The sequence below is a fragment of the Fuerstiella marisgermanici genome, assembly GCF_001983935.1.
Lineage (GTDB): Bacteria > Planctomycetota > Planctomycetia > Planctomycetales > Planctomycetaceae > Fuerstiella > Fuerstiella marisgermanici.
Map to the genome: position 1 here is coordinate 3,746,823 of NZ_CP017641.1, position 23,168 is coordinate 3,769,990.

15 protein-coding genes and 1 tRNA gene are annotated in these 23,168 nt (G+C 56.1%); 9 read left to right on the plus strand and 7 right to left on the minus strand.

Annotated features, from left to right (window positions below; all coding sequences use genetic code 11):
* The first annotated feature begins 94 nt into the window (after nt 1-94).
* From Fuma_RS13995 to Fuma_RS14010, 5 genes are all read left to right on the plus strand, one after another.
* On the plus strand, nt 95-1,135 hold the full coding sequence (locus Fuma_RS13995; RefSeq protein WP_077024676.1) for a zinc-dependent alcohol dehydrogenase: 1,041 nt from the start codon (nt 95-97) through the stop codon (nt 1,133-1,135).
* 171 nt (nt 1,136-1,306) lie between these two features.
* Nucleotides 1,307-1,474 carry a hypothetical protein gene (locus tag Fuma_RS35285; RefSeq protein WP_158520979.1) on the plus strand — a complete coding sequence of 56 codons (168 nt, stop codon included), beginning with the start codon at nt 1,307-1,309 and terminating at the stop codon, nt 1,472-1,474.
* A 6-nt stretch (nt 1,475-1,480) separates the two neighbouring features.
* Nucleotides 1,481-4,339 (plus strand): PD-(D/E)XK nuclease family protein, encoded by a 2,859-nt coding sequence (locus tag Fuma_RS14000; RefSeq protein ID WP_077024677.1) that lies wholly within the window; start codon nt 1,481-1,483, stop codon nt 4,337-4,339.
* Entirely contained in the window at nt 4,336-7,584 is a 3,249-nt protein-coding gene (locus Fuma_RS14005; RefSeq protein ID WP_077024678.1) for a UvrD-helicase domain-containing protein, read from the plus strand. The genes Fuma_RS14000 and Fuma_RS14005 overlap by 4 nt, the downstream gene beginning before the upstream one ends.
* A complete protein-coding gene (locus Fuma_RS14010; protein ID WP_077028306.1) occupies nt 7,577-8,872 on the plus strand; it encodes a metallophosphoesterase family protein in 1,296 nt (431 codons plus the stop codon). The genes Fuma_RS14005 and Fuma_RS14010 overlap by 8 nt, the downstream gene beginning before the upstream one ends.
* Before the next feature lie 148 nt (nt 8,873-9,020).
* On the opposite strand, the gene Fuma_RS14015 is transcribed toward Fuma_RS14010, so the two are convergent.
* The 3 genes from Fuma_RS14015 to Fuma_RS14025 all read right to left on the minus strand — a co-directional run bounded on the left by Fuma_RS14015 (nt 9,021) and on the right by Fuma_RS14025 (nt 10,034).
* Nucleotides 9,021-9,095: transfer RNA gene (locus Fuma_RS14015), tRNA-Glu, on the minus strand.
* Nucleotides 9,096-9,255: 160 nt separating this feature from the next.
* On the minus strand, nt 9,256-9,450 hold the full coding sequence (csrA, locus tag Fuma_RS14020; protein ID WP_077024679.1) for a carbon storage regulator CsrA: 195 nt from the start codon (nt 9,448-9,450) through the stop codon (nt 9,256-9,258).
* Between the two features lie 269 nt (nt 9,451-9,719).
* Nucleotides 9,720-10,034, minus strand: a complete 315-nt coding sequence (locus Fuma_RS14025) for an HU family DNA-binding protein (protein ID WP_077024680.1) — start codon at nt 10,032-10,034, stop codon at nt 9,720-9,722.
* Nucleotides 10,035-10,373: 339 nt separating this feature from the next.
* On the opposite strand from Fuma_RS14025, the gene Fuma_RS14030 reads away from it, so the two are divergent.
* Together Fuma_RS14030 and htpG are read left to right on the plus strand one after the other, a co-directional pair.
* Nucleotides 10,374-11,018: an RsmD family RNA methyltransferase gene (locus Fuma_RS14030; RefSeq protein ID WP_077024681.1), complete on the plus strand. Its 645-nt coding sequence runs from the start codon at nt 10,374-10,376 to the stop codon at nt 11,016-11,018.
* A 73-nt stretch (nt 11,019-11,091) separates the two neighbouring features.
* On the plus strand, nt 11,092-13,005 hold the full coding sequence (gene htpG, locus Fuma_RS14035; protein WP_077024682.1) for a molecular chaperone HtpG: 1,914 nt from the start codon (nt 11,092-11,094) through the stop codon (nt 13,003-13,005).
* Between the two features lie 199 nt (nt 13,006-13,204).
* On the opposite strand, the gene Fuma_RS14040 is transcribed toward htpG, so the two are convergent.
* Nucleotides 13,205-14,578 carry a DUF1501 domain-containing protein gene (locus tag Fuma_RS14040; protein ID WP_229360919.1) on the minus strand — a complete coding sequence of 458 codons (1,374 nt, stop codon included), beginning with the start codon at nt 14,576-14,578 and terminating at the stop codon, nt 13,205-13,207.
* A gap of 243 nt (nt 14,579-14,821) precedes the next feature.
* Here Fuma_RS14040 and Fuma_RS14045 point away from each other — a divergent pair, with 243 nt between their 5' ends.
* Nucleotides 14,822-16,243 carry a neutral/alkaline non-lysosomal ceramidase N-terminal domain-containing protein gene (locus Fuma_RS14045; RefSeq protein ID WP_077024683.1) on the plus strand — a complete coding sequence of 474 codons (1,422 nt, stop codon included), beginning with the start codon at nt 14,822-14,824 and terminating at the stop codon, nt 16,241-16,243.
* A 12-nt stretch (nt 16,244-16,255) separates the two neighbouring features.
* Complete coding sequence (locus Fuma_RS14050) at nt 16,256-17,647, plus strand: sulfatase-like hydrolase/transferase (protein WP_083732045.1); 1,392 nt, start codon at nt 16,256-16,258, stop codon at nt 17,645-17,647.
* A gap of 12 nt (nt 17,648-17,659) precedes the next feature.
* On the opposite strand, the gene Fuma_RS14055 is transcribed toward Fuma_RS14050, so the two are convergent.
* The 3 genes from Fuma_RS14055 to Fuma_RS14065 form a co-directional block, all read right to left on the minus strand.
* Nucleotides 17,660-19,051 (minus strand): N,N-dimethylformamidase beta subunit family domain-containing protein, encoded by a 1,392-nt coding sequence (locus Fuma_RS14055; RefSeq protein WP_077028309.1) that lies wholly within the window; start codon nt 19,049-19,051, stop codon nt 17,660-17,662.
* 325 nt (nt 19,052-19,376) lie between these two features.
* Entirely contained in the window at nt 19,377-20,240 is an 864-nt protein-coding gene (locus Fuma_RS14060; protein ID WP_077024684.1) for a hypothetical protein, read from the minus strand.
* Nucleotides 20,241-20,375: 135 nt separating this feature from the next.
* Nucleotides 20,376-23,075, minus strand: a complete 2,700-nt coding sequence (locus Fuma_RS14065; RefSeq protein ID WP_077024685.1) for an outer membrane protein assembly factor BamB family protein — start codon at nt 23,073-23,075, stop codon at nt 20,376-20,378.
* Nucleotides 23,076-23,168 lie beyond the last annotated feature (93 nt).

Sequence of the window (23,168 nt, forward strand, 5' to 3'; positions counted from 1 at the left end):
CTGCCTCGATGGGCCCAACGTCGAACGCTTCAGTCAGCACGGACGAAAGCGTTCATCACCACATTTTCTCTTCTCAACGATCAGGTGGCCCCGCGTGAAAGCTCTCCTTCTTTCGGAATACAAGAAACTCGAACTGACCGACATTCCGAAACCGGAAATTGCGGCGGACGAAGTGCTGGTACAGATCCAGGCCTGTGGCATCTGCGGCAGCGATATCCACGGCTGGGACGGCAGCAGCGGTCGACGAGTTCCTCCGTTGGTGATGGGGCATGAGGCGGCTGGCATCGTGGCGGCCGTCGGCAAGAACGTGCAGGGTTACACCGAAGGCGATCGCATCACCTTCGATTCCATGGTGTGGTGTGGCGACTGTCACTTTTGTCGCGCTGGCCGCACAAACCTGTGCGACAACCGCACGGTGCTGGGTGTCAGTTGCGGCGACTACCGACGCTATGGCTGCTTCGCCGAGTACGTCAACGTACCAGCCCGCATCTGCTGCCACCTTCCGGAATCACTTTCCTTCGAGCACGCGGCATTGATTGAAGCGGTTTCTGTGGCCGTGCATGCGGCCAACCGAACTCCGGTTTCGCTGGGTGACACAGCCGTCGTGGTCGGCAGCGGGATGATCGGCCTGCTGGTCATTCAGGCGATCAAGCAAAAAGGGTGCAGTCGAGTCATCGCGACGGATTTGAATTCCAGCCGTCTGGAAGTAGCGAAGAAGCTGGGAGCCGACGTGACGATCAACGTGGGCGAAGAAGACGCAGCGGCTCGCGTAAAGGAACTTACCAATGGTCGGGGTGCAGACGTGGCGTTGGAAGTCGTCGGCGCGACGGCGACGATTCAATCTGCCATCGATTGCACTCGCAAAGGCGGCAGCGTCACAATCGTCGGCAACCTTGCTCCGACTATCGAATTGCCACTGCAGTCCGTTGTGACTCGCGAACTGAACGTTTTCGGCAGCTGTGCCTCCAGTGGCGAGTACCCCGCGTGCGTGGACCTTCTGGCGTCGGGGCAAATCAGGGTCGAAGACATGATCACCGCGCGAGCTCCACTGGAACAGGGGCATGACTGGTTCAACCGGCTGTACGAAGGCGAAGCGAACGCCATGAAGGTCCTGCTTTGCCCGACGATGACTTAGTGTTTTTGTTGCTCGCCCCTCTGAGTTGAGCACCGTCCGCTCCGCACACCGCAAACCCCACAACTGATCTACAAATGGTGACAAAGCTGTGCCAGCATGCCGTGTCGAATCTTCTCGACTCGAAGGGCCGAGCCACGATCGCAGGCCAGATAATCATAGAAAGTGGTAAGTATGAACGGCGAAGACGTTGCGGAGTTCGAAGCGGCCTGTGAGCGAGCGTTGCGGCCCTTCATCGAAGAGCATATCGATGACCTGCCGGAACATGTTGTTCACCTGATGGCCAAAGCTGCCGTTGCCGTATTGGAAGCGGCTCTGGCTGAAGACGAAGAACAGGAATAATGACACATGGCTGTCACACGGAGGTTTCTGGATTGGCGTCAGCCCGCGTTGCCAGCAGCAGCTGAGTACCTGATTTCAACGTATGCGATGCTCGAAACCGTCGACCTGTCCGGCGTGGTTGTCGTTGTGCCGGGGCGTCGCGCGGGAAGGCGTTTGCTGGAACTGTTGGTCGAATCGGCCGATCGAAAAATGCTAAGGCTGACTCCGCCCACCATCGAAACGGCCGGATGTCTGCCTGAGTTGCTGTACGAACCGAAGCTAAAATTCGCCAGCGACCTGATCAACAAGTTCGCGTGGACCGCTGCGTTAAGAGAACTAAACGACGCATCGATCCGCAGCATTATTCCGGATCCGCCGAAAAGCCACGACATCAGCCGCTGGCTTTCGTTTGGCGAATTGCTGTGGAAGCAACATCGCGAACTGGCGGCTGAGGGATTCGACTTCCAGGACGTGGCAACGCGAGGCCCCGAAGTCGACGCTTTTGATGAAGCCGAACGCTGGGAGGTTCTGCGAACTGTTCAGGAAGCCTGTCTGCAGAAACTGGACGCCGTGGAATTGTGGGATCTGCAGTCGGCGCGGCTGTTTGCCATCAAGCATCAGGAATGTCGCACCGACAAGGACATCGTGCTGGTCGGCACATCCGATCTGAACACGGCGACGTGCGAAATGCTGGAACAGGTTTCCGATCGCGTCACGGCGCTCGTTCACGCTCCACCGAAGCTGGCGAAGCGATTTGATGACTATGGCTGCATCGTCCCGGATGCGTGGAGCAACGTGACGATCGATCTGGACTCCGAAAAGATCGCCGTTGCGGAAGGTCCGGTGGACCAGGCGGAAGCCGTCGTGGCGACGCTGGCTGGTTACCAGGGCCGATACCGCATGGACGAAGTTACCATCGGGATGACCGATGAGCGGCTCGTTCCCGAAATCAATCGGCACCTTGCAGCCGAAGGCGTTGCGTCACGGTGGGTGGTCGGGCAACAGCTAAACGAATCGCGTCCGTATCGCCTATTGGCGGCCGTCGCTGAGTTCCTCGAAACAAAAAGCTTCGATTCCTTCGCGTCACTAATCCGTCACTCCGACCTCGACGCGTGGCTGTTTCGTCAGCCGGTGGAAGTTGTTGAAGATGAAATTCCAGCCGACGCATTCGAGCCTGACAGCGACATCGCGATGCCGGCAACCGTTCACCAATCGACGGAATGGCTAAGGCAGCTGGACGACTACTTCAACCGGCATCTGCCTTCTGTACCTGGCGACTGGATTTTCACAGAAGCAAAGCGGGCCGAGGTCAACCGCATTCAGCACGTCCATCAATGTATCAGTTCGCTGTTGGAAACGTTGTCAGAAAAGAAACGACCGTTAAGCGAATGGGTGCAGCCTTTGAACAGCTTGTTATTGACGGTTTACGGCGACGTCGAATTCGATCTCGAAGCAACTGACGATTCGTGCACACTGGCGGCGTGCACAAAAATTCATGATCTGCTGCTGACTCATTCCGACATACCGCCCAGTCTGATTCCGACGGTGGAGTCCGCTCAGGCCATTCGGCTGCTGTTAAAAGAACTCACCAACGAATCCGTGCCGCCGCCGCCCAACGATGAGGCCGTGGAACTGCTGGGCTGGCTGGAATTGCCGCTCGATGATTCGCCCGCGTTGGTCGTCACGATGTTTAACGAAGGCTACGTACCCAGTTCGCTGAACTCCGATGCCTTTTTGCCCAACGAACTGCGTCGGCACCTGGGACTGCTCGACAACCGCCGCCGATACGCTCGCGATGCGTATGCGATGAGCGTCCTGGCCGCATCGAGATCGGACCTGCAGCTGATCGTCGGTCGGCGGGATATGCGAGGTGACCCACTGCGACCGAGCCGTCTGCTGTTTGCCGCACAACCAACGGAGATCGCTCAGCGGATTCTGACGTGCTTCGGAGACGTCGATGCGGCGGAGGCTATGCAACCAACCAGTTCGGCGGAGAGCAACGATGGGAATGGCTTCACTGTTCCGCGTCCGGTTCCGCTGCAAAGCCCGATCGAACGGATCGGCGTGACATCGTTTCGGACCTACCTTGCCTGCCCGTATCGCTTCTACCTGCGGCACGCTTTGTACCTGAAAGACGTCGACGATTCAGCCAGCGAACTCGACGCACTGATGTTTGGCAACCTGATGCACGAAGTGTTAAATCGCTTTGGGCATAGCCGCGCGGCCGCGTCGCTGGACGTCAACGATATTCGCAGTGAATTGAACGCCCAACTGTTGGCCACCGTGAACGACATGTTCGGCAAAGAACGTGTGGCCGCCGTCGACGTGCAGGTCATGCAGATTCAGGCGAGGCTGTCTGCATTTGCCGAATGGCAGGCCAACTGGGCGGCGGAAGGTTGGCGAATTCAGTACAGCGAAGCGTCGTTTCGAGACAAAGGTGTGAAGCTGGAACTCGACGATGGCCGGACCGTGGAACTCGATGGCCGCATTGACCGTATCGACCGACTTGGCAGTTCCAATCAGTACGTGATCTTCGATTATAAAAGCAGCGAGAACGTACGGCCGCCGCGAGCCGCTCATCAAAAGAAGGATGAATGGGTGGATTTGCAGTTGCCGCTGTATCGACACCTGGTGAAGGGGCTTGGCCTGAAAGGTGACATCAAGCTGGGCTACATCGTGCTACCGAAGGACACCAAGGAGGTCAAAAGTTTGATGGCAGATTGGACAGACGAAGAACTGAAAGACGCCGACGCCAAAGCCATCGAAGTTGCAACTAAAATTTTGGACGAACAGTTCTGGCCGCCAGCCGATGTGAACCCGATGTTCTTTCAGGAATTCGCCGCCATCTGCCAGGACAACGTTTTCGATCGTGAGGTCATCGCATGACCGACGCTGCTGTTGCTGACACGAACTCTCGCGGCAAAAAACGCACACCGCGCAACGTTGTGATTCGAGCGTCTGCCGGAACGGGCAAGACGTTTCAGCTTAGCAACCGGTACCTTGGCCAGTTGCTAAGCGGTTCTGCGCCGGACGAAATTCTGGCGACCACTTTTACCCGGAAGGCCGCTGGCGAGATCCTCGAGCGCAACATGGTGCGGCTGGCTGAAGCCGCGTTGAACGCCGAAAAATGCGCTGAGCTGGCCGGCTTTCTGGAAGACCCCGCGCTAACCTGCGAACAATGCCTGAAGCTGGTGCAGAACCTCACACGCGGTTTGCATCGAGTTCGCATATGCACGCTGGACAGCTTCTTTTCGCAAATCGCGTCCAGCTTCGGTTTCGAAATGGGGCTGCCTCCGGACTGGACAATCGTCGACGAAATTGACGACGTCCGTCTGAAGAATAAAGCTGTCGAAGCAGTCCTGCGGAACGAATCAACGAAGACCGCCGTGCAGCTGATGCACCTTCTGACCAAGGGCGAAACCGGCCGCTCGGTCAGCGAACTCATTCGGCAAACCGTGAGTGCTCTGTATCCGATTTTTCAGGAAACCGATGCGGCGGCATGGACGTCGTTCCCGAAGCCAAAGAAGTTGGCAGCAAAGGATCTGGACGCTGCGATTGAGAACCTGCGGACGGCTGCAATTCCAAAACACAAGAGCATTGAGAAGGCTCGGGACTCCGACTACCAGATGGCGTTGGACAACAACTGGGAAGGTTTCGTCAGCAGTGGCATGGCAAAGAAAGTTGCTGCCGGCGAAACAACGTTTTACAAAAAGGAACTGGATGAAGGCACGGTTCTGATTTACCAGCGGCTGCTGATTCACGCGAAAGCCGTACTGGTCGACATGGTCGCTCAGCAGACGGAAGCCACATACCAGTTGCTGTGCCGTTTTGATTTCCGCTACAGCCAGCTCAAAGATGACGCCCGCGTCCTGCAGTTTGACGACGTGACTCGACTGCTGGCCGATGTCGCCGCCAACAATAACGTGGGGCGGTTGTCGTTTCGCATGGACGGCAACATTTCGCACATTCTGCTGGATGAGTTTCAGGACACCTCACTGGCACAGTGGCAGGTCATCCGTCCCTTCGCTCAGCAGGTGACTGGTCGGAAAAAAGGCAAATCGTTTTTCTGCGTCGGCGACGTCAAACAGGCGATCTATGGCTGGCGTGGCGGCATCGCTGAAATCTTTGACGCGATTGAAGACGAACTGTCCGGCCTTCAGCGAGAAGCTCTGAACAAAAGTTACCGTTCTTCACCGACCGTCGTCGAAACGACCAATCACATTTTCAATGGACTCAGAAACCGCACCGATCCGGACGACGATGGCAGCAGCGTGCGGCAGTGGTGCCAGAAGTTTCAGGATCATTCCACCGCGCGCGACGAACTGGCGGGCTATGCGTGTTTAGAAACGTCGCGGTTGGCCGACGAAGACGAAACTCCCGCCGACATTACGATTGCGCACGCAGCGGCTCGAGTTGCGGAACTGACGCGAAAGGCTCCGGGCATGAGCGTCGGCGTGCTGACTCGGTCGAATCGCGTCGTTGGCAAAGTGATTTTCGAACTTCGCAAACTGGGCATCACCGCCAGCGAAGAAGGAGGCAACCCGCTGACCGACAGCGCGGCGGTGCAGATCATTATGTCTCTGCTGAAGCTGGCCGATCATCCCGGCAACTCAGTCGCCAGATTTCACGTTGCCACATCGCCGCTGGGCAAGGCTCTACAGTTCACACCGACCGATGGCTCGTACCGCGCCGAACAGCTCGCGAGAAGCGTGCGGCGACGATTGCAATCGGAAGGCTATGGCCCAGTGCTGCAGGAATGGGCCGGCATTCTCACTCACCATTCTGGCCCACGCGGGAAGCGGCGGCTGTCGCAATTGGTAGAACTCGGCTACGTCTGGCAGACTCATGCCACACTACGGACAGTCGACTTCCTCAACTTTCTGGATCTGCGAAAAGTCCCCGACCCGACGTCCGACAACGTGCGAGTGATGACCGTGCATCAGTCGAAGGGCCTTGAATTTGACATCGTGGTATTGCCTGACCTCGACACAAAGCTGGTCGGGCAGCCCAGCCAGTTTGTGGCGAACAAGCCGTCGCCAACCGAAAGAATTGATCGCGTGTGTCGCTATCGGAATTCGGATATTCGCGAACTGCTGCCCGCCGATTTCCAAAAGATGTTCGACGACGCTCGCCGAACGGAAATCTCCGAAGCTTTATGCGTGCTGTACGTGGCCGTTACGCGGGCCGTCCACGCGTTGCACATGGTGATTGCACCGTCACGGAAGAGTGAGAAGAAAGTCCCCAAGACGATCTCCGGTCTGTTGCGATCCGCGTTAACAAATGGGGCTCCGGCAGAACCAGAACAACAACTGTACGAACACGGACAGCCGGATTGGTGTGCCGGCCACTCAGACGCGGCTCGAACCAGCAGCGATACGGACGCGACAGCTGTCGCTTCGGCCGTGCCACCGGCGCCGGTTACGACTTCCGGAATTCGGTTCGCCACCATGCCTCGCGGGCGCGAACGCGGACTGCAACGTACGGCTCCGTCAAAGCATGCCGCTCATCGAAAGGTACGGCTGTCAAGCGTCATCCGCCATGACAATCTGCCAGCCATGGATCGCGGCACCGTCATTCATGCGTTTTTTGAGATGATCGAATGGCTGGATTCAGCGGCCGCTCCATCAGAAGCAGCGTTGCTGGCGAAGGCCGAAGAACTAACGACCGGCGGCCTCGACCCGCAAAGGATGGTGGACGACTTTCAGGAGATGCTGCGACAGCCGGACATTGTTCGTGGCCTGACCAGCACCTCCTACCGCCCGCCGCGAGACCTTCCGCTATCGGCCGACGTGCAGCAGGCGCTGGCCGCCGTGAAGCCGGAACAGATTCGGCTGGAAGTGCACAACGAGCACCCGTTTGCAGTCCGAGATGACGGCCAGATTGTTTCCGGATTTGTGGATCGCCTCGTGTTGATCTATCTTGATAACCAGCTTGCCGCGTGCGACGTCGTAGACTTCAAAACCGATACGTTGGATATCACGAACCCGTCTGCCGTGGCGGAAAAAGTCGAATACTACCGCAGTCAGCTGGATTCTTATCGCCGAGTCGTCTCACAGCTGTACCGCCTTCCGGTCAATCGCATTTCGACGCGACTGTTCATGGTGGGTGCAGGAACGATCGAAAATGTCTGAGATCAAATTTATCCACGCCGCCGACCTGCATCTAGACAGTCCCCTAAAAGGACTGGAGCAATACGAAGGTGCGCCCGTCGCTGAAATTCGTGAAGCCGCTCGGCGAGCTCTGGAAAATCTGGTGGAACTGGCAATCGAGCAGGAGGTGGACTTCGTCCTGATTGCCGGCGACGTGTACGACGGAACCTGGGAAGACCAAAACACGGTTCTGTTTTTCGTGAAGCAGCTAACCCGACTGCAAGCCGCAGGCATTTGTGTGTATGCCATCAGTGGCAACCACGATGCGGAAAGCAAACTGAAGAAATGGCTGAAGCTGCCGGCCAACCCCACCGGCACGAACGTAATGCTGTCATCAAAGAAACCGCAGACGGTGTTGTTGGAAGATCTCGGAGTAGCCATTCACGGGCGAGGTTTCTCGAAGCCTGCTGAGACCGCGAACCTTGTGCTGGATTATCCGGTCGCTGTTCCCGGTTGTTTCAATATCGGCCTGTTGCACACAGCTTTGGATGGAGCCGAAGACCACGCCCCTTACGCACCGTGCAGCGTGGCTGATTTGGAGGCCAGGCAGTACCAGTACTGGGCACTCGGTCACGTGCATAACCGGCGATACGTTCAGGCCGCCGGAGAAACGCACATCGTGTTTCCAGGCAACATCCAAGGACGGCACATTCGTGAAACCGGGGCCAAGGGCTGCGAACTGGTCCACGTCGATGCAACGGGAAGTTTGACCTCGCAGTTTATGCCATTGGACGTGTTTCGATGGGAGCACTGCCGCGTGGATGCCACCGGTTTGGAAAATGCTTCGCAGGTTCAGGATCGCGTCGGGGATGAGCTTCAGAAGCTGGCCGATGACGCTAAGGGGTTGCCGCTTGCTGTGCGAGTTCTCCTGACAGGGGCAACCATGGCTCACGCGGAACTGGCGGCCGATGCAGCTCACTGGGTTCAGCAGTTCAGAATCCAAGCGATGACCGTCTCTGGCAGCGACGTGTGGCTGGAAAAAGTCGTCGTGCGAACAACACCGCAACGAGCACTATCGGCTGAGGAAACAGAGAGCGACCCGATTGCGGAACTTTTGAACTATTTCAGTGATCTGCAGAATGATGAAGAGCTTCTGCATGAAGTGAGCCGCGAGCTGGACGACCTGCATCGCAAGTTGCCAGATGAATTAACACGGGGCAACGATACAGTCATCCCAACCGCCCCGGACCAATTGCAGGATATCCTCGCGGAAGTGCGGCCCATGCTGTTACAGCGGCTGATAGGGCAAGACGGCGCTGAGGCCTCGTAACACAAAACGCAGCAGGAACGCCAACCGCTGGAGATCCGACCGCTTAATCTCTTCAGCATTCGAGCTTCCCATTGAAGCTGTGTCGTGTGGCATTCACGTGCGCACAAAAAAACCTCGCTCCGAATTTCTCGGAGCGAGGTTCGTTGACTGACCCCAGGGGGATTTGAACCCCCGTTACTGGAATGAAAATCCAGTGTCCTAGGCCTAACTAGACGATGGGGCCGAAGTCTTTTTGGTGGTAGTCGACAACTAAATGCTGTCGACTTCACTCTGTTCTTTTCAGTACGTGATGTTTCGCAGAAACCGTGTCGAGGCGAATTCTAAGTCAGTTACTTAAGGTAATCACAGGAAAAAGCGTCAACGAATGCCATTTTATTGGACGGCTATTCCGGAACCGAATCGGCAGCCGCACCACGCTCACGCATAATTGCGTCCAGCACTTCTTTACGATGCACAGGAACTTCGCGCGGAGCCTGAATGCCAAGACGAACCTTGTCGCCTCGGACCTCGACTACCGTGACAACAATGTCATCGTTGATGACGATGCTCTCACTCTTTTTCCTTGATAATACTAACATAATTTGCCCTTCATGCGACACTCCCCGAAACAGCATCCCTGAAAAAATAAAGACCAGGGCCCGGAAACCGGGTTCGGATTAGAATGTGCCTTTGCCGGTCAATTGGCAATATTCGGAACATTCTACGCAAGAATGTCGCAGGGTCAACCAGTGGAAGTTTGCCAAATCTCGTGATTCAGCTGATCTTTATGAAGCTACCAACCCGGCCATCCACAGAAGGTCTCACCACCAAGCGGCTTTTCCGCTTTACGTGGCATCCACGAAACGAGTTAGATCATTTCCTTCAGTTTCTTCAGAGGACGCACTTTAACAACCTTTGAGGCTGGTTTTGCTTTAATGGTAATGGTTTCGCCGGTCGCAGGATTGCGGCCTTCGCGCTCTTCGGTGGCCTTTTTGCTATGGACATATATCTTCATAAGTCCTGGCAGATTGAAGATGCCGCTTCCTTGAGTCAAATTCTTTTCGATCAGTTCTTCGAGTGCTTCAAGCACTGAAGAAACATCCTTACGGCTCAATTCGGTTGCTTCGGCCAGTTCGTTCAGTATCTCGGACTTGGAAAGTGGTTTGTCCTTAGATATTGCCATCGGCGTAGAGCTCCTTATTGTCTGCTCAAATAAAGAATCTCGGGTTGCCGACCACGCGGGTATTGAGCAACGACGAGTTGAAATGCTGACGTTCTGAAGCGGAGATTAAGGGCAAGGGGCAACATGTCAATGTCATCAAAGCCAGCAAATGCGCAAATTGCTGCCTTTTTCAGCGTTTGGAGGCGAAATCGCCTCAGGTTCCCGCGTCAGATGGTCTAATCGCCGCGTCCTGACACCTTCAGGATTCCGGTTTCCTCTGTTTTTCACTGCTCAGTCTCGTCGACCGACGCATATCTGAGCACGCCGGACATCCTCTTCCTAACCTCAATTGGTTTTTCAATGAGCCTGCGGATTATTGGCGGCGAGTATGGTCGTCGGCGGCTGAAAACGCCGCCAACCCAAACGACACGTCCCTACACAGAACGTGTACGCCAGGGCGTGTTCGATCGTATTAGCCCGATTATCGAACAGTCACGGGTCGCGGATGTCTTTTCCGGCGTGGGCACAATGGGGCTGGAAGCACTCAGCCGAGGCGCGGCGTCGTGTGTGTTTATCGAAGGTGATTCGGTGGTACACGAAGCACTTTCAAATAATGTCTCCACCATCGCTCCCGACCGGAAGACCGTGTGCTGGAAGACAAACATTCACCGAACCTCTTTTTGCCCGAATGGCGGTGAGGAATGCCTGCCGTATTCGCTCGTATTCTTCGACCCGCCCTACGATCAGTGTCCGCTGCTGAAACCTCACGCCGCCCTGGGAAAATGCCTGAGTCGCCTCGCCAAGCCACGTGTAACATCGGACGACGCTATGATCATTTTGAGAACTCCTGGCCGGTTCGAATTTTCAGAATGTTCGGCCTGGCGAATTGACGACTGCTGGCGTATATCGACGATGAATCTGTGGATCCTGAAAAAGCCAAACACTGGACCCGATGCTGAGCCCGTTGAACCGGACGCTGGCAGCGCGGGCGAAACGAATGAATAGCAGTGCGATTGCCAGGCAGCTTCCCGCCTGTATCGCCTGATGCCGTAACAATTCAGACAAGGAACAAATCACAATGACCGTCGAAACTCCCCAGGAAAAGTTCACGTTTCAGGCCGAAATCAGCCGCCTGCTGCACATTCTGTCTGAGTCGCTTTATCAGAATCGTGAAATCACGGTTCGCGAACTGGTGTCGAATGCATCAGATGCGTTAGACAAACTCCGCCACGCGGCATTGACCGATACGGACATTGACGCGTCCGACCTGCTGATTTCCATCGAACCTAACAAAGACGAACACCAGCTGGTCATTCGCGACAACGGCATCGGCATGACACGGGACGAGCTGGTTCAGAATCTGGGCACGATTGCTCACAGCGGTTCGCTTGAGTTCATCGAAAAGCTGCAGAAGTCAGACACGAAAGACGACGTCTCACTGATCGGTCAGTTCGGTGTGGGTTTCTATTCTGCCTTCATGTTGGCTGAACGTGTCGAAGTTCGCACTCGCAGCTATAGCGAAGAACAGGGCTGGGTCTGGGAATCCACCGGCGACGGCTCTTTTACGATCAGCGAACCAGCAGAAAAGCTCGAACGTGGCACAGAAATTCGGCTGCACCTGAAGAAAGATCTGGGCGAATTCACGGACCCTGCGCGGCTGAAGTACATCCTGCGGAAGTACTCAACATTTGTGCCGCACCCGATCAATGTCGATGGTGAGCACATCAACGACCAGCCGCCGATCTGGGTTGAGCCCAAAAGCAGCGTCACCGAAGAACAGTATCAGAACTTCTTCGAATACCTCACCCACTTCCCTGGCCAGAAAGCTCAGTGGCACCTTCACCTGACGGCGGATTCCCCGTTCCAGTTCCACAGCATTCTGTACTGTCCGGACGCCAATCTGGAACGAATGGGCTTCGGAAAATCGGATCACGGGCTGCATCTGTGTGCCAAGCGGATTTTGGTGCAGAACGATAACCGCGACCTGCTGCCGGACTACTTGCGTTTTCTGCGAGGCATCGTTGATTCGGCCGACTTGCCGCTGAACGTGTCGCGAGAAGCTTTGCAGGACAATACGGTGTTCCGCAAGATGCAGAAAGTCATCACGAAGAAGGTGCTCGACCATCTCGACACCATCGCCAGCGATGACTCGGCCGCTTATGGCAAGTTTTACGGCGAATTCGGATCTGTCCTTCGTGAAGGCATTGGCGAAGACTTCGACAACCGCGATCGGCTGGCAAAACTACTGCGATTCAAGTCCACAAACACGTCTGCAGAAGATGGCCTTGCTTCACTCGCGGGGTACTGCGAACGAGCTCCCGAAGATCAGAAACAGATCTATTTTGCGACCGGCGCCGACGAGACGTCGATTCTGCGAGATCCGAATCTGGAGATTTTCCGCGAACGAAATCTGGAAGTCCTACTACTGACCGATCCTGTGGATGAGTACGTGCTGTCGACATTGGGTGAATTCGACGAACACAAGCTCGTGCCGATCGACTCCGCCGACCTGGAACTCCCGGGTAGCGAAGCAAAAGATTCGGAAACAGACGACGAGAAAAAAGAAGACGAGAAAGACGCAGCCGATTTACCAAACGGCTTCGGCACGGTGCTTTCAATTTTCAAAGAAGCTCTTGGCGACCAGGTGGAAGACGTCCGAAAGTCAGAACGCCTGACCGAGAGTGCCTGCTGTCTGGTAAATGCAAAGGGAGCTCAAAGCACCACCATGCAAAAGGTGCTGCAGGTCAACATGCCGGACTTCGAGATGTCGAAGATGATTCTGGAAATCAATCCCAAGGCTCCACTAGTGCAGCGGCTTTGTGAACTGTCCGTCAACGACGACAACAAAGACTTCGTCCGAACCTGTGGTCAGCAGCTGTATTCCAACGCCCTCATCATGGCCGGCCTCGCCCCCAAAGCAGACGAAATGTCCAGCCGAGTCCAGGACTTCATGATGCAATTGGCCCAACAGAAGTCTTCGATCAAGGTGTGACGAACAACGACGCTATTGGCTACAAAAGCAGCGTCGCGTAAGTCTCGACGCGCTGGCGTTGGTGCAGACCTCTGGCAACAGTGGAGCATGCGCCCGCGCCATCGGGGTATGGCTGCGGACGAATGATGATGCGTGCGTCAGTATGGTTGCTGAATGTTGCAAAGCAGTTCTTAACCATTCGCTTCTGGTGCATCACCCCTTACGCCAGAATTTCTTCGATCACGTTTCCGTGGACGTCGGTGAGTCGGAAGTCTCGGCCGGCGTAGCGGTAGGTTAGTTTTTTGTGATCCAGACCAAGAGCGTGCAGCATGGTGGCGTGGAGGTCGTGGACGCTGCAGGGGTCCTCGGCGGCTCGAAAGCCTAGTTCATCGGTTGCTCCGTAGACCGTTCCGCCCTTGATGCCGCCACCGGCCAGCCATACAGTGAAGCCGTAGTGGTTGTGGTCGCGGCCCAGTTTGGGAGCTCCGTCGCCTGATAGCTCGACCGTCGGCGTTCGACCGAACTCACCGCCCCAAACCACCAGCGTGTCGTCCAGCATGCCTCGCAGCTTCAAGTCGGTCAGCAGCGCCGCGATCGGTTGGTCAATCTGGTTTGCCAGCCTGCGATGATTGTCGGCGATGTTTTCGTGATTGTCCCACGGCTGACCAGCTCCGTGCCACAACTGAATATAGCGAACACCTCGTTCTGCCAACCGCCGAGCGATTAACGTTTGGCGGCCGTGTACGCCGTCACCGTACAGGTCGCGGATGTATTGAGGTTCGTTGGCGATGTCGAATGCTTCGCTGGCGTCTGTCTGCATGCGAAACGCGAGTTCATACGACTGGATGCGAGCTTCCAACCGCCGATCGAATCGTCCGGCCTGGTGCTGTCGGTTCCATTTCGCCAGGAGCTCAAGCTGTCGTTTTTGATCGGGCGTGCTGATCTGAGGATGTTCGATGTTTTCAATCAGCCGACTAAGCTGAGTATGTTGCGTGTCGATATGAGTTCCCTGATAAGCACCGGGAAGGAAGGCCGATTGCCAGTTCTCGGCATCCTTAATCGGCAGCCCGCCGGGGCACATGGCGATAAAACCTGGCAGGTTTTGGTTTTCAGCGCCGAGTCCATACAGCACCCACGCTCCGGCACTTGGGCGAGCCTGAACGGAATCACCGCAGTTCATCAGCATGAGCGACGGTTCGTGGTTTGGAACCTGAGCGTACATCGACCGAATAACGGCGATGTCATCAATGTGCTGAGCTGTCCGTGAAAACAGATCGCTGACTTCAATCCCGGATTCGCCGTACGGCCGAAACTTAAACGGCGAAGGAAAAGCGGCTCCTGTCTTGCGTTCGGTCGTTAGATTTTCGCCCATGCTTTGCCCGGCATACTTTGCCAGCGCAGGTTTGTGGTCGAAGGTATCTACGTGAGAAGGCCCGCCATTCAGAAAGAAGTGGATCACGCGCTTGGCCGTCCCGCCAAAGTGCGAACCGGCTGCAGCGGCGTTGATGCGTCGATCGTCGTCGGCAAGCACAGCATTCAGCCCAAGTGCTCCCAAACCGAGGCCTGATCGCAACAGAACGTCGCGACGGTTCATGTGTTCGTTTCGATATTTGCTGTGGGATTTCATTTTGTCGGTCCAGACCAATCGGGAAGTCACATGCATCGACGCGGCACTCAGGCCGCTAATTGTACCAGACACCGCACCGTTTGCCTCGTCTAACTTTGCTTGAACGTCCGCGCGAGCCGTGGTACCGTCTGATCGCTTGTTGGGATGCTTGTGTTCACGCGAGATCGCATCCGGACGGCCTGTCGCCCACCGAAATTATGAACGAGGAACATGATGACAAGATCGTTATCCGCCGCTTTGCTGTTTTCTTTGCTGACTAATTTTGCTGTGGCCGACAACGCCACGTGGAAGGCGGGGACAGCGAAAGCCAACATCACACCGGAACAACCGTTGTGGATGGCGGGCTATGGAGGTCGTGACAAACCGGCCGAAGGAACGTATCACGATCTGTGGATTCGAGTTGTTGCATTGGAAGATGCGAACGGTCATCAGGGGATTGTGCTCAGCAGCGACACGCTCGGCATCCCTCAGTCGATCTACAACAACACGTGTGCTGCATTAAAGGAGAAGTTTGGTCTGGATCGCAGCCAGATCATGCTGCACAGCTCACACACGCACACCGGCCCGGTTTTGCGAGGTGCTCTATACGACATCTATCCGCTGGACGACGAGCAACGGCAGATGATCGAAGCCTATTCTGACGACCTGGAAAAGAAGATCGTCGCGACGATTGGAGAGGCTCTGGCCAAGTTAGTGCCAGCAAAAGTATCGGGCGGACAGGGGATTGCGACCTTCGCTGTCAACAGACGAAACAATGTGGAAGGCGAAGTGCCAAAGCTGCGTGAAACCGATGGGTTGCAAGGGCCGATTGATCACGATGTTCCCGTGCTGTCTGTGCGTTCGATGGATAACGAACTGATGGCCGTTGTGTTTGGCTATGCGTGCCACAATACAAATCTTAGCTTCTATCAGTGGAGCGGCGACTACGCCGGCTTCGCTCAATACGCTCTGGAAGACGTTCATCCGAACGCGGTCGCCATGTTTTATATGGGGTGCGGAGCCGACCAGAATCCGATTCCGCGACGCACGGTCGAACTGGCCAAAGGTTACGGCTTGCGTCTTGCGGCGGCCGTCGAACGAGTGCTCGCTGAGCCGATGCAGGAGTTCACGCCTTCGCTGCAGACAGAACACGAATTCGTGACACTCAACCTTGGCAAAGAACCGACTCGTGAAGAACTGGCGACCATGGCCGGAGCCGGAAGTTCCTACGTTAATCGCTGGGCGGCACGCCTGCTGAAAGACGTCGAAGCCGGCAAACCTCTGGAACATACGTATCCGTATCCACTGCAGGCATGGAAGCTGGGTGAGAAGCAGAAGTGGATCACAATGGGTGGCGAAGTGGTTGTCGACTACGCTCTGGGCTTCAAAAAGAGCTACGGCGACGACACATGGGTCGCCAGCTACTGCAACGATGTGATGGCCTACATACCGTCGTTGCGAGTTCTCGACGAAGACATCCCGCCCCGCAAGTCAGCTCGCTGGGGCTACGAAGGCAACCGATCGATGATGGTTTACGGTCGAGCCGCGCACCGATGGGCGGACGATATCGAAGAACTTGTTGCCGACACGGTTGAACGCCTGATGGAACGATTGAAAACCAAAAAGCAGAAGCCCGAGCCGGTTTCGAAATAGACAAGGCCCCCCATGAACCTGATTAAGCTCTTTGCGGTGACGCTGCTGTTCTGCGGCGTCACCTTTCTGTGCGCCGAATCCACCGCCGCCGACCAGCCACGAAAGCCGGACGTCGTCTTGATCGTGGCCGACAACTTGGGGCACGGTGATCTTTCCTGTTATGGCTGCCCGGACATCAGCACGCCAAACATCGATCGCATCGCGGCTCAGGGAGTTCGCTTCACAAATTTCTATTCCAACGGTCCGGAATGTTCGCCGACTCGAACCGCCTTGCTGACCGGACGATATCAACAACGTATTCCGGGTCTGGAATGCGCGTTGGGAACGGGAAATGTCGGTCGCTATGACGACGCGATTGCTTTAGCCGAACAGCACAACCTTGGCTTGCCACCGAAGGAAAACATCCTGATCCCCGCGTTGAATGATCAGGGTTACAAAACCGTGGGGCTTGGGAAGTGGCATCTCGGCTACGAAAAGCATTTGCTGCCACCCCACCACGGCTTCGACTATTTCCTGGCGGTGCTCGGCGGCACGATGGATTACTTCTACCACAACGAACCCACCGGCGAGCACGTGCTGTATGAAAACCTAAAGCAGGTTCGGCGCGATGGCTACCTGACCGATCTGATTACAGATGGCGGCGTGCGGTTTCTGAAGGAACAACCGGCCGACGAGCCCATCTTTCTGTATCTGCCATACAACGCGCCCAGTGCTCCATTTCAGCATCCGGACCACAAACCGGACCAGCCCAAAGTGGCGAAGAAATGGGACGCGAAGGACTGGCAGAAGGGCGACCGAGCGACTTTGAAGTTGATCATCCAGCGGCTGGACGAAGGCGTTGGCAAGATTATGCAAACGCTGGAAGAAACACGGCGAGCCGATAATACGCTGCTGATTTTCTGCAGCGACAACGGCGCGTATCCGATCGCCGCCAGCAACGCTCCGTTTCGAGGTCACGCCTCCGAATTGTTCGAAGGCGGCATTCACGTAGCCTGCATGGCTCGCTGGCCAGGACGACTTCCCGTCGGCCAAACAGACGGCCGACCGATGCTGACCTTCGACCTTACCGCGTCAATTATGTCAGCAGCGGGCTGCAAACTGCGAAAAGATCGGCCACTGGACGGCACCGACGTGCTTGGCCAGATCGCTGCCAACAAACCCGCCAAACCTCGCACGCTGTTCTGGCGTGCGAGGCGAGCCGATCGAACGTGGAAGGCTGTGCGGGACGGCAATCTGAAATATGTGTGGCGCAAGGACGATGGAGGGCTCGATGAGTATCTGTTCGACCTGGCAATAGACCCGGCCGAATCCAATAACCTGCTGGCCAGCCGGCCTGATGAGGCAGCTTCCATCAAAGCACAACTGGCAGACTGGGAAGCAGACGTTCGGCCGTCGACAAAGTAAGCCCGCAGAAAATCACTTGCTCAACCGGTCCAGCACATTCTTCGTGATTCTGATGACTGTCGGATCGTTGCCCCGCAGTCCGTGAGCCCAGTCTGTTGAGCCAGCAGTGACGACAGTGCCGCCCTGAGTGTACGTTCCCAACACGGCCGCCCCAACGCGGTCCTTGGGAAAGCGGTCGTACCACAGGCTGTCGCCAGGCGCCCAGCGTGCCGGACAAGTGCCGACGATTGTGAACGACTTGGGCGTGCCGTCCTTGTGAGTTGGAAACGGCAGCCCGTCTTTCCACGTCATTTGGCAGCCGTCGCATTCGTAACCGACAATCGTGTCTTTACCGCCGAATCGGTCGCCGCTTTTTAATTCCGTTCCTTGTAACAGCCAATGATCGGGGCGATGGACAATGAACGAAGCCGCTCCATCCATAAATTGCCCGTGACTCTTGTGATAACCGCCCCAAAGAAAGCCCACGCCCGTCAGTTGATTTTCAGGGCGTCCAATAAGGTGATGACTCCATGCGGTGCTTAGCAGCTTGTGATCTCCCTGCCGAAACAACGGGTCGACGTTGTACCATTGCTTCCAACAGGTCAGAGCTCGCCCGTTGTCTTCACTACGAACCTGCCAGCAGCAAGTATTTCCGCTGAAAAACGCGACGTTGCCACCGTCTGCAATGTACTTTTCCAGATTGTCTCGCATCGGTGCCGACCAGTATTCGTCGTGGCCAACACTCAACACCAGCCTGTAGCCTTTCAGGATCTCGGGATGGAATTCCAGGTCGCTGTTAACGGCGTAGTCCAAAACGTAGCCGTTATTTTCGGCCCAGCGAACGAATGGCAGTTCCCAGTTGGCGTACTGAGACTGCAACGGGCGATCGAAGGAAACCCGGTGCCCCTGAAGCCCATCGCGATCGTGATACGAATACAGACTGTGACCGCCCCAGTTGGTGTAGGCGTTGTAAGTGTTGGTCGACAACTGCAGAAGGATCTTCGTGTCCTGCCCCGGCTTTGCAGACCTCACGACAAACTGCAGGGTACTGCGAATGTCTTTGCCGTCATGTTTCGCAGTCAATGTCGCGACGTAGCAGCCACTTTTCCATTCCGCCGGTATCGTCATCGCAAACGCCCCAGGCCAGTTACATCCGTCAGAAGACGCTCGATCGGGAATCGGCTGGACGGAACATTTGATCGCGTCTTTCTCGAACACAGTTTCGTTCTTGCCGCCCTGCCGCTCAATGACCATCCGCACGCTGTCCGCGGTAGACGAAAGGTGGAACGAGATCTCTTCGCCTGCAACGCAGCTAAGCCTGTTTGCATAGCCCAGCACAAATGGCGAGGCTGGCTGCTGCTGCTCTGCGAAGGCAGGCTGGGTGGCCAGCAGGGTCAAAAGCGTGAAACGACAGACTGAATTCATTGCGTTGTTGTCTTTCGTGTTGAACGAAGCTTCAAGTGAGCGACCTGATTGAGCATAACTGTTTTCTGATGATGTCGAAGTCAACTGAGTCTGTTCAACATAGACAAAGCTCTGGTCGGATCTGCAGCCGACTGGCCAGTTGCAGCGAATTTCACTGACTTGTTGCTGCGTGGCAAGAGTATCGGACTATGAAGGCAGTTTTCCACGAGCCCGAATGGTCCGCAACAAAAGGTCCACCGCTCCAAGCCGAGACGTACGATCATTGAATGATAGATTGGCAATCGGAGTCCAGCCGTCGCAGCCGCAAGTCAGATAGTCATTCCATCTACTCACTAGCTATAGCGGTCAAAACTGCGGGTTCCTGAGGTTCGATGGCTTCTGCAGCAGTCAGTAGGTTTAGGAGTTCGACGATTTTGCGATGCCCGTTGTAATTTTGCTTCACAACCATCGTGTGGCCCACCATCAGAATCGTACCACCAGCCAAGTCGTCGGGGTGCGATTGGGCTGCGGGCTTTCTCCACTTCAACTCGCCGTCTGTCGCTTCGACAAGAAAGTTGGTTAAGCTGTGTGACTCGACGGCCCCGAAACTGAGGCTGGCATTGGCTGCGGCGATTGACCGCTGCAAAGCGTCTACGCGATAGGCACGCGTGTACATTGGACCGCCGGAGCGTACCCGATCACGCGTTGTGATCATGATTGCTTCGTTGACGACGATGTAATCCAAGGGAACTGGTGATGCCTTCCGATCCTCGGTCTGGCTTAGAATTTGAGACAGTACTGATCGCAGCTTTGCTCCTTCGGCTTTGACGTCGAAAACCTTGATGTCGTCAAGAGTGTCAATTCCGACTACTCCAAGCTGACCCCGATCGGGAACAAAGACCATGCTGAACTGGCCGCTATGGGTTAAGCCGTGCCGAGTGTCAATTTTTTCAGCCAGTTTCTTGAGAACAACCTTCAGCGACACCTCGCCCGGAATATCGATGGCAGGTACTGGCTTATCCAACACCTCGTGCAACCACTTTTGCGTTGGCGTGTCATTGATCGCTTGTAATGTGTACGGTCCGTCTAGAGGGCTGGGGCGGACAGTTGCGTGCTGGTTTCGACAGCTACTCTTTTCTTGTGCCTGGCATGGCAACAGCAATGCTGCGGCTACGATCGCAACGGTCAACGCAAAGAAATTCTGACGCATGGCGGACCTCCAATTCAGCTTTCAGGGGAATTCGACAGGTAATATGGTGATTGTCGTTGGCGACGGTGTCAACCTGATAAACTCTACTAGCATGCGCAGTAACTTTGCATAAACGCCGCGTGTCGGTACGTGGCTTTACCGTTCCCACACAGCGGGCAACGTTTCCGATGCCGCTCCGTAGGTTTGCGAAACGACGAAGCCGCTGGCTTGTGACATGTAGAAAATGCGGCCGTTGGAAACGACGGCTCCCAGGCATTCGCGGGAATCAATCGCCGGGCCAGTGGATACTAACTTGCCGTCCTGCGACAGGTCGATCATGTCCATGTTGGCTCCCAGAACATAGGGTTCCGACAACGTAAAGCGGCAGCATGCGTAGTTGTGTCCAATGCTATTCACGACTTTTCCGGTGCTGCGATCGAACACGTTGCCTTTGCCTCGAAGAGCGTTAGAAAAGACGTACTTTTCTCCCACCGTCACCACGTTAAGAGCCGACGTGACCGGATCAGACTTCCATTCCAATGAACCGTCCTCAGCTTTTAGGCACCAAACAAAACGATCATCGGTGCCTTCTTTGGCTCGATTGAACCCGCCGATAAAGATGCGTCCGTCGCGCGAACTAAGAGTACACTTAGACGTGACGTAGTAGTCTGTCGTCTTCCAGATCACGTCGCCGGTGGCGGGATCAAGGCACGCCGTGAGGCCGTTGTTTTCGACGGGCAGTCCTCGCCGTTGCCGCTGACTGGCGGCGTATCCGAAGAATACCGAGTAATAAAGTTTTCCATCCAGAACACAGATGCCGCAGTCATTGCCGCCGCGGCCGAATTCGGAAAAGTCCTTCTCCCAGACCACCTTGCCAGTCTCCAGATCCCACGCCCAGATTCGTGGGCGATGGTCCTGAGGGTAGTACGGATTGTCGTTGGAATAAATCCAGCTCATCACTTCACGACCATCGCGTTCGACGGGTTCGCCTTTAAACACGAACGGTTTCTCCGTGCCTTGAGCCGCGTATTCGCCAGAGCCGGAAGCGTAGATCGCAACGTTGCCGTGGACGACGGGCGGAAACTGGCGACTCCAGCTTGGCGAGCCGGTGAACGGAGCTTCCCAAAGCAGTTCTCCAGTGGCCGCGTTCAGACATCGCATCCGCGACTTCTTAATTCCGCCCTGAGGCACGATCAGTTTTTCAACGCCGGTTGTTGATTTAATGTAGAGCGGCGACGTAAACGACAGATACACGTCCGGCCAATAGCGTCGCCATAGCAAGCGCCCCGTGTCCTGTTCGACGGCCAGAATCTGCCCCTCCGCCGTGTGCATATACATCCGCCCGCCGCCGCAAACAGGAAGATGTTTGACGGTGCCTTCCAGCCGCCGCGCCCATCTCATTCGCAAAGGCGGCTTCAGATCTTGGTCGTTCGCATTCGTGCCACCGAAGTCGCCGTAGTTCGTATACCAGTTGTACTTCGCTGCAGCGAATCGTCCCGTCAACGAACTTCGCAACTCCGAAACCTCCAGATCCTCTGTCGGCAGTTCCGCATTTCCTTTTGGCCCCAGAATGTAAAGATAGCCGTCTTCGCAGCCAGCAAAGACACGCCCGTCGACCACGGCGAGCGGTGCAGAAATCGGAGCACCAAACGCTGTGGCGAAGGTAAAGTGCTCACGTCCATCCCCCGCTACCCCATCGCCCGCTAAAGGCACGACGTGAATCTGCCCATCAAGGCCGCCGTACACGGCATGATCGAGAGTCAGCACTGGCGGACAGATCGCACCCGCGTCGCACAGCACCTCAGGCTGTTCGACGCCGATAGTGTGTCGGCACAATCCAAGCCCGTGTTCCGGCCGCACCCGATAGACGTCCTCGCCGCGCACGCTGACCGGCGCGAAACTCAGCAGGCCATGCTGCCCGATGGACGTTTCCGTGCCGTGTACGACGCTTGTCTCCAGGTCGTCGCCGTTCAGTTTTAGCACTTCAACCCGGCCCGCATTGTCGCGCCGATGCCACTGCACATAGACGTTGCCAGCCGCGTCGGCACTCTGACCGAACGTCGCCGGAAACTCCTTACCCGCGAACGAAGGGATTTCGCCCACTTTCTTCAGTGTGGGCCTATCACCGGAGTCTTCCAGAAAGATCGTGCGACCGCCGGCAGGCATCACAATCGTGTTGTCCACGAGGCAGATGTCTCGCGAACACACAAAATGATCGCGCCACGTGACTCGATCACCACGAAACTTCAGCCAGTCCGCGCCCTTCCACCTATCGCCATCAAAGTCGACAACTTCTTTGACAAAATCCCACGTCCAGATCACGTCACCGTTTGGCTTGAGGGCGTAGAGTTTCGCGCCCAACGTGGCGCAGTAGGCGCGGTCTTTCCCAGCCGCTGGCGCCGCGAAGATTGGTTCACCGCAGTCAATTTCGTTCACGACTTCGCCGGTTTCACGATTCAACACGTAGTAAAACCCGGCCATCGTGCCGATGTGCAGAAAGTCGCCAATGACGGTCGGCGCGGCCACGTTGTTGCAGTTGCCGGGGCCGCCGCGAGTCGCAAACTTCCAAGCCACCCGCTGTGTGGCGATATCGATGGCCACAACAACGCCCGATCCATCAATAACAAATACCTTGCCGTCGCTAACGACGGGCGAAGCCAAAATGGCGTCGGTCATTGGAATCGCAGCGACCAGTCCTAACGACTTCTGCAGCGTTTGTGTGGACGCGTTGCCGGAACGAAGTGCGTCTCCCTGCACCTGTGGCCAGTCTGCAGCCGGGGCGTTGGCGACGACAAGGCTGCACGTTGTAACGGCGATCGCAAGCGTTGCTTTTTGCCGAATCAATGAGTTCATCATGCGACCTGCTTTCGTTCTGGCGCGAGAGGAGGGTTGGTTTGCGTCTGTGGCGGGGCTGCAGTGAGGCTGATCGTTCCTGTGGTCACGTAAGTG

Bases quoted from the DNA above. Each gene is read 5' to 3' on its own strand.
- Fuma_RS14005 (WP_077024678.1), top strand. From the start codon at position 4,336: ATGACCGACGCTGCTGTTGCTGACACGAACTCTCGCGGCAAAAAACGC.
- Fuma_RS14000 (WP_077024677.1), top strand. From the start codon at position 1,481: ATGGCTGTCACACGGAGGTTTCTGGATTGGCGTCAGCCCGCGTTGCCA.
- csrA (WP_077024679.1), bottom strand. From the start codon at position 9,450: ATGTTAGTATTATCAAGGAAAAAGAGTGAGAGCATCGTCATCAACGAT.
- Fuma_RS14045 (WP_077024683.1), top strand. From the start codon at position 14,822: ATGATGACAAGATCGTTATCCGCCGCTTTGCTGTTTTCTTTGCTGACT.
- htpG (WP_077024682.1), top strand. From the start codon at position 11,092: ATGACCGTCGAAACTCCCCAGGAAAAGTTCACGTTTCAGGCCGAAATC.
- Fuma_RS35285 (WP_158520979.1), top strand. From the start codon at position 1,307: ATGAACGGCGAAGACGTTGCGGAGTTCGAAGCGGCCTGTGAGCGAGCG.
- Fuma_RS14025 (WP_077024680.1), bottom strand. From the start codon at position 10,034: ATGGCAATATCTAAGGACAAACCACTTTCCAAGTCCGAGATACTGAAC.
- Fuma_RS14065 (WP_077024685.1), bottom strand. From the start codon at position 23,075: ATGATGAACTCATTGATTCGGCAAAAAGCAACGCTTGCGATCGCCGTT.
- Fuma_RS14010 (WP_077028306.1), top strand. From the start codon at position 7,577: ATGTCTGAGATCAAATTTATCCACGCCGCCGACCTGCATCTAGACAGT.
- Fuma_RS14055 (WP_077028309.1), bottom strand. From the start codon at position 19,051: ATGAATTCAGTCTGTCGTTTCACGCTTTTGACCCTGCTGGCCACCCAG.
- Fuma_RS14060 (WP_077024684.1), bottom strand. From the start codon at position 20,240: ATGCGTCAGAATTTCTTTGCGTTGACCGTTGCGATCGTAGCCGCAGCA.
- Fuma_RS14040 (WP_229360919.1), bottom strand. From the start codon at position 14,578: ATGAACCGTCGCGACGTTCTGTTGCGATCAGGCCTCGGTTTGGGAGCA.
- Fuma_RS14030 (WP_077024681.1), top strand. From the start codon at position 10,374: ATGAGCCTGCGGATTATTGGCGGCGAGTATGGTCGTCGGCGGCTGAAA.
- Fuma_RS14050 (WP_083732045.1), top strand. From the start codon at position 16,256: ATGAACCTGATTAAGCTCTTTGCGGTGACGCTGCTGTTCTGCGGCGTC.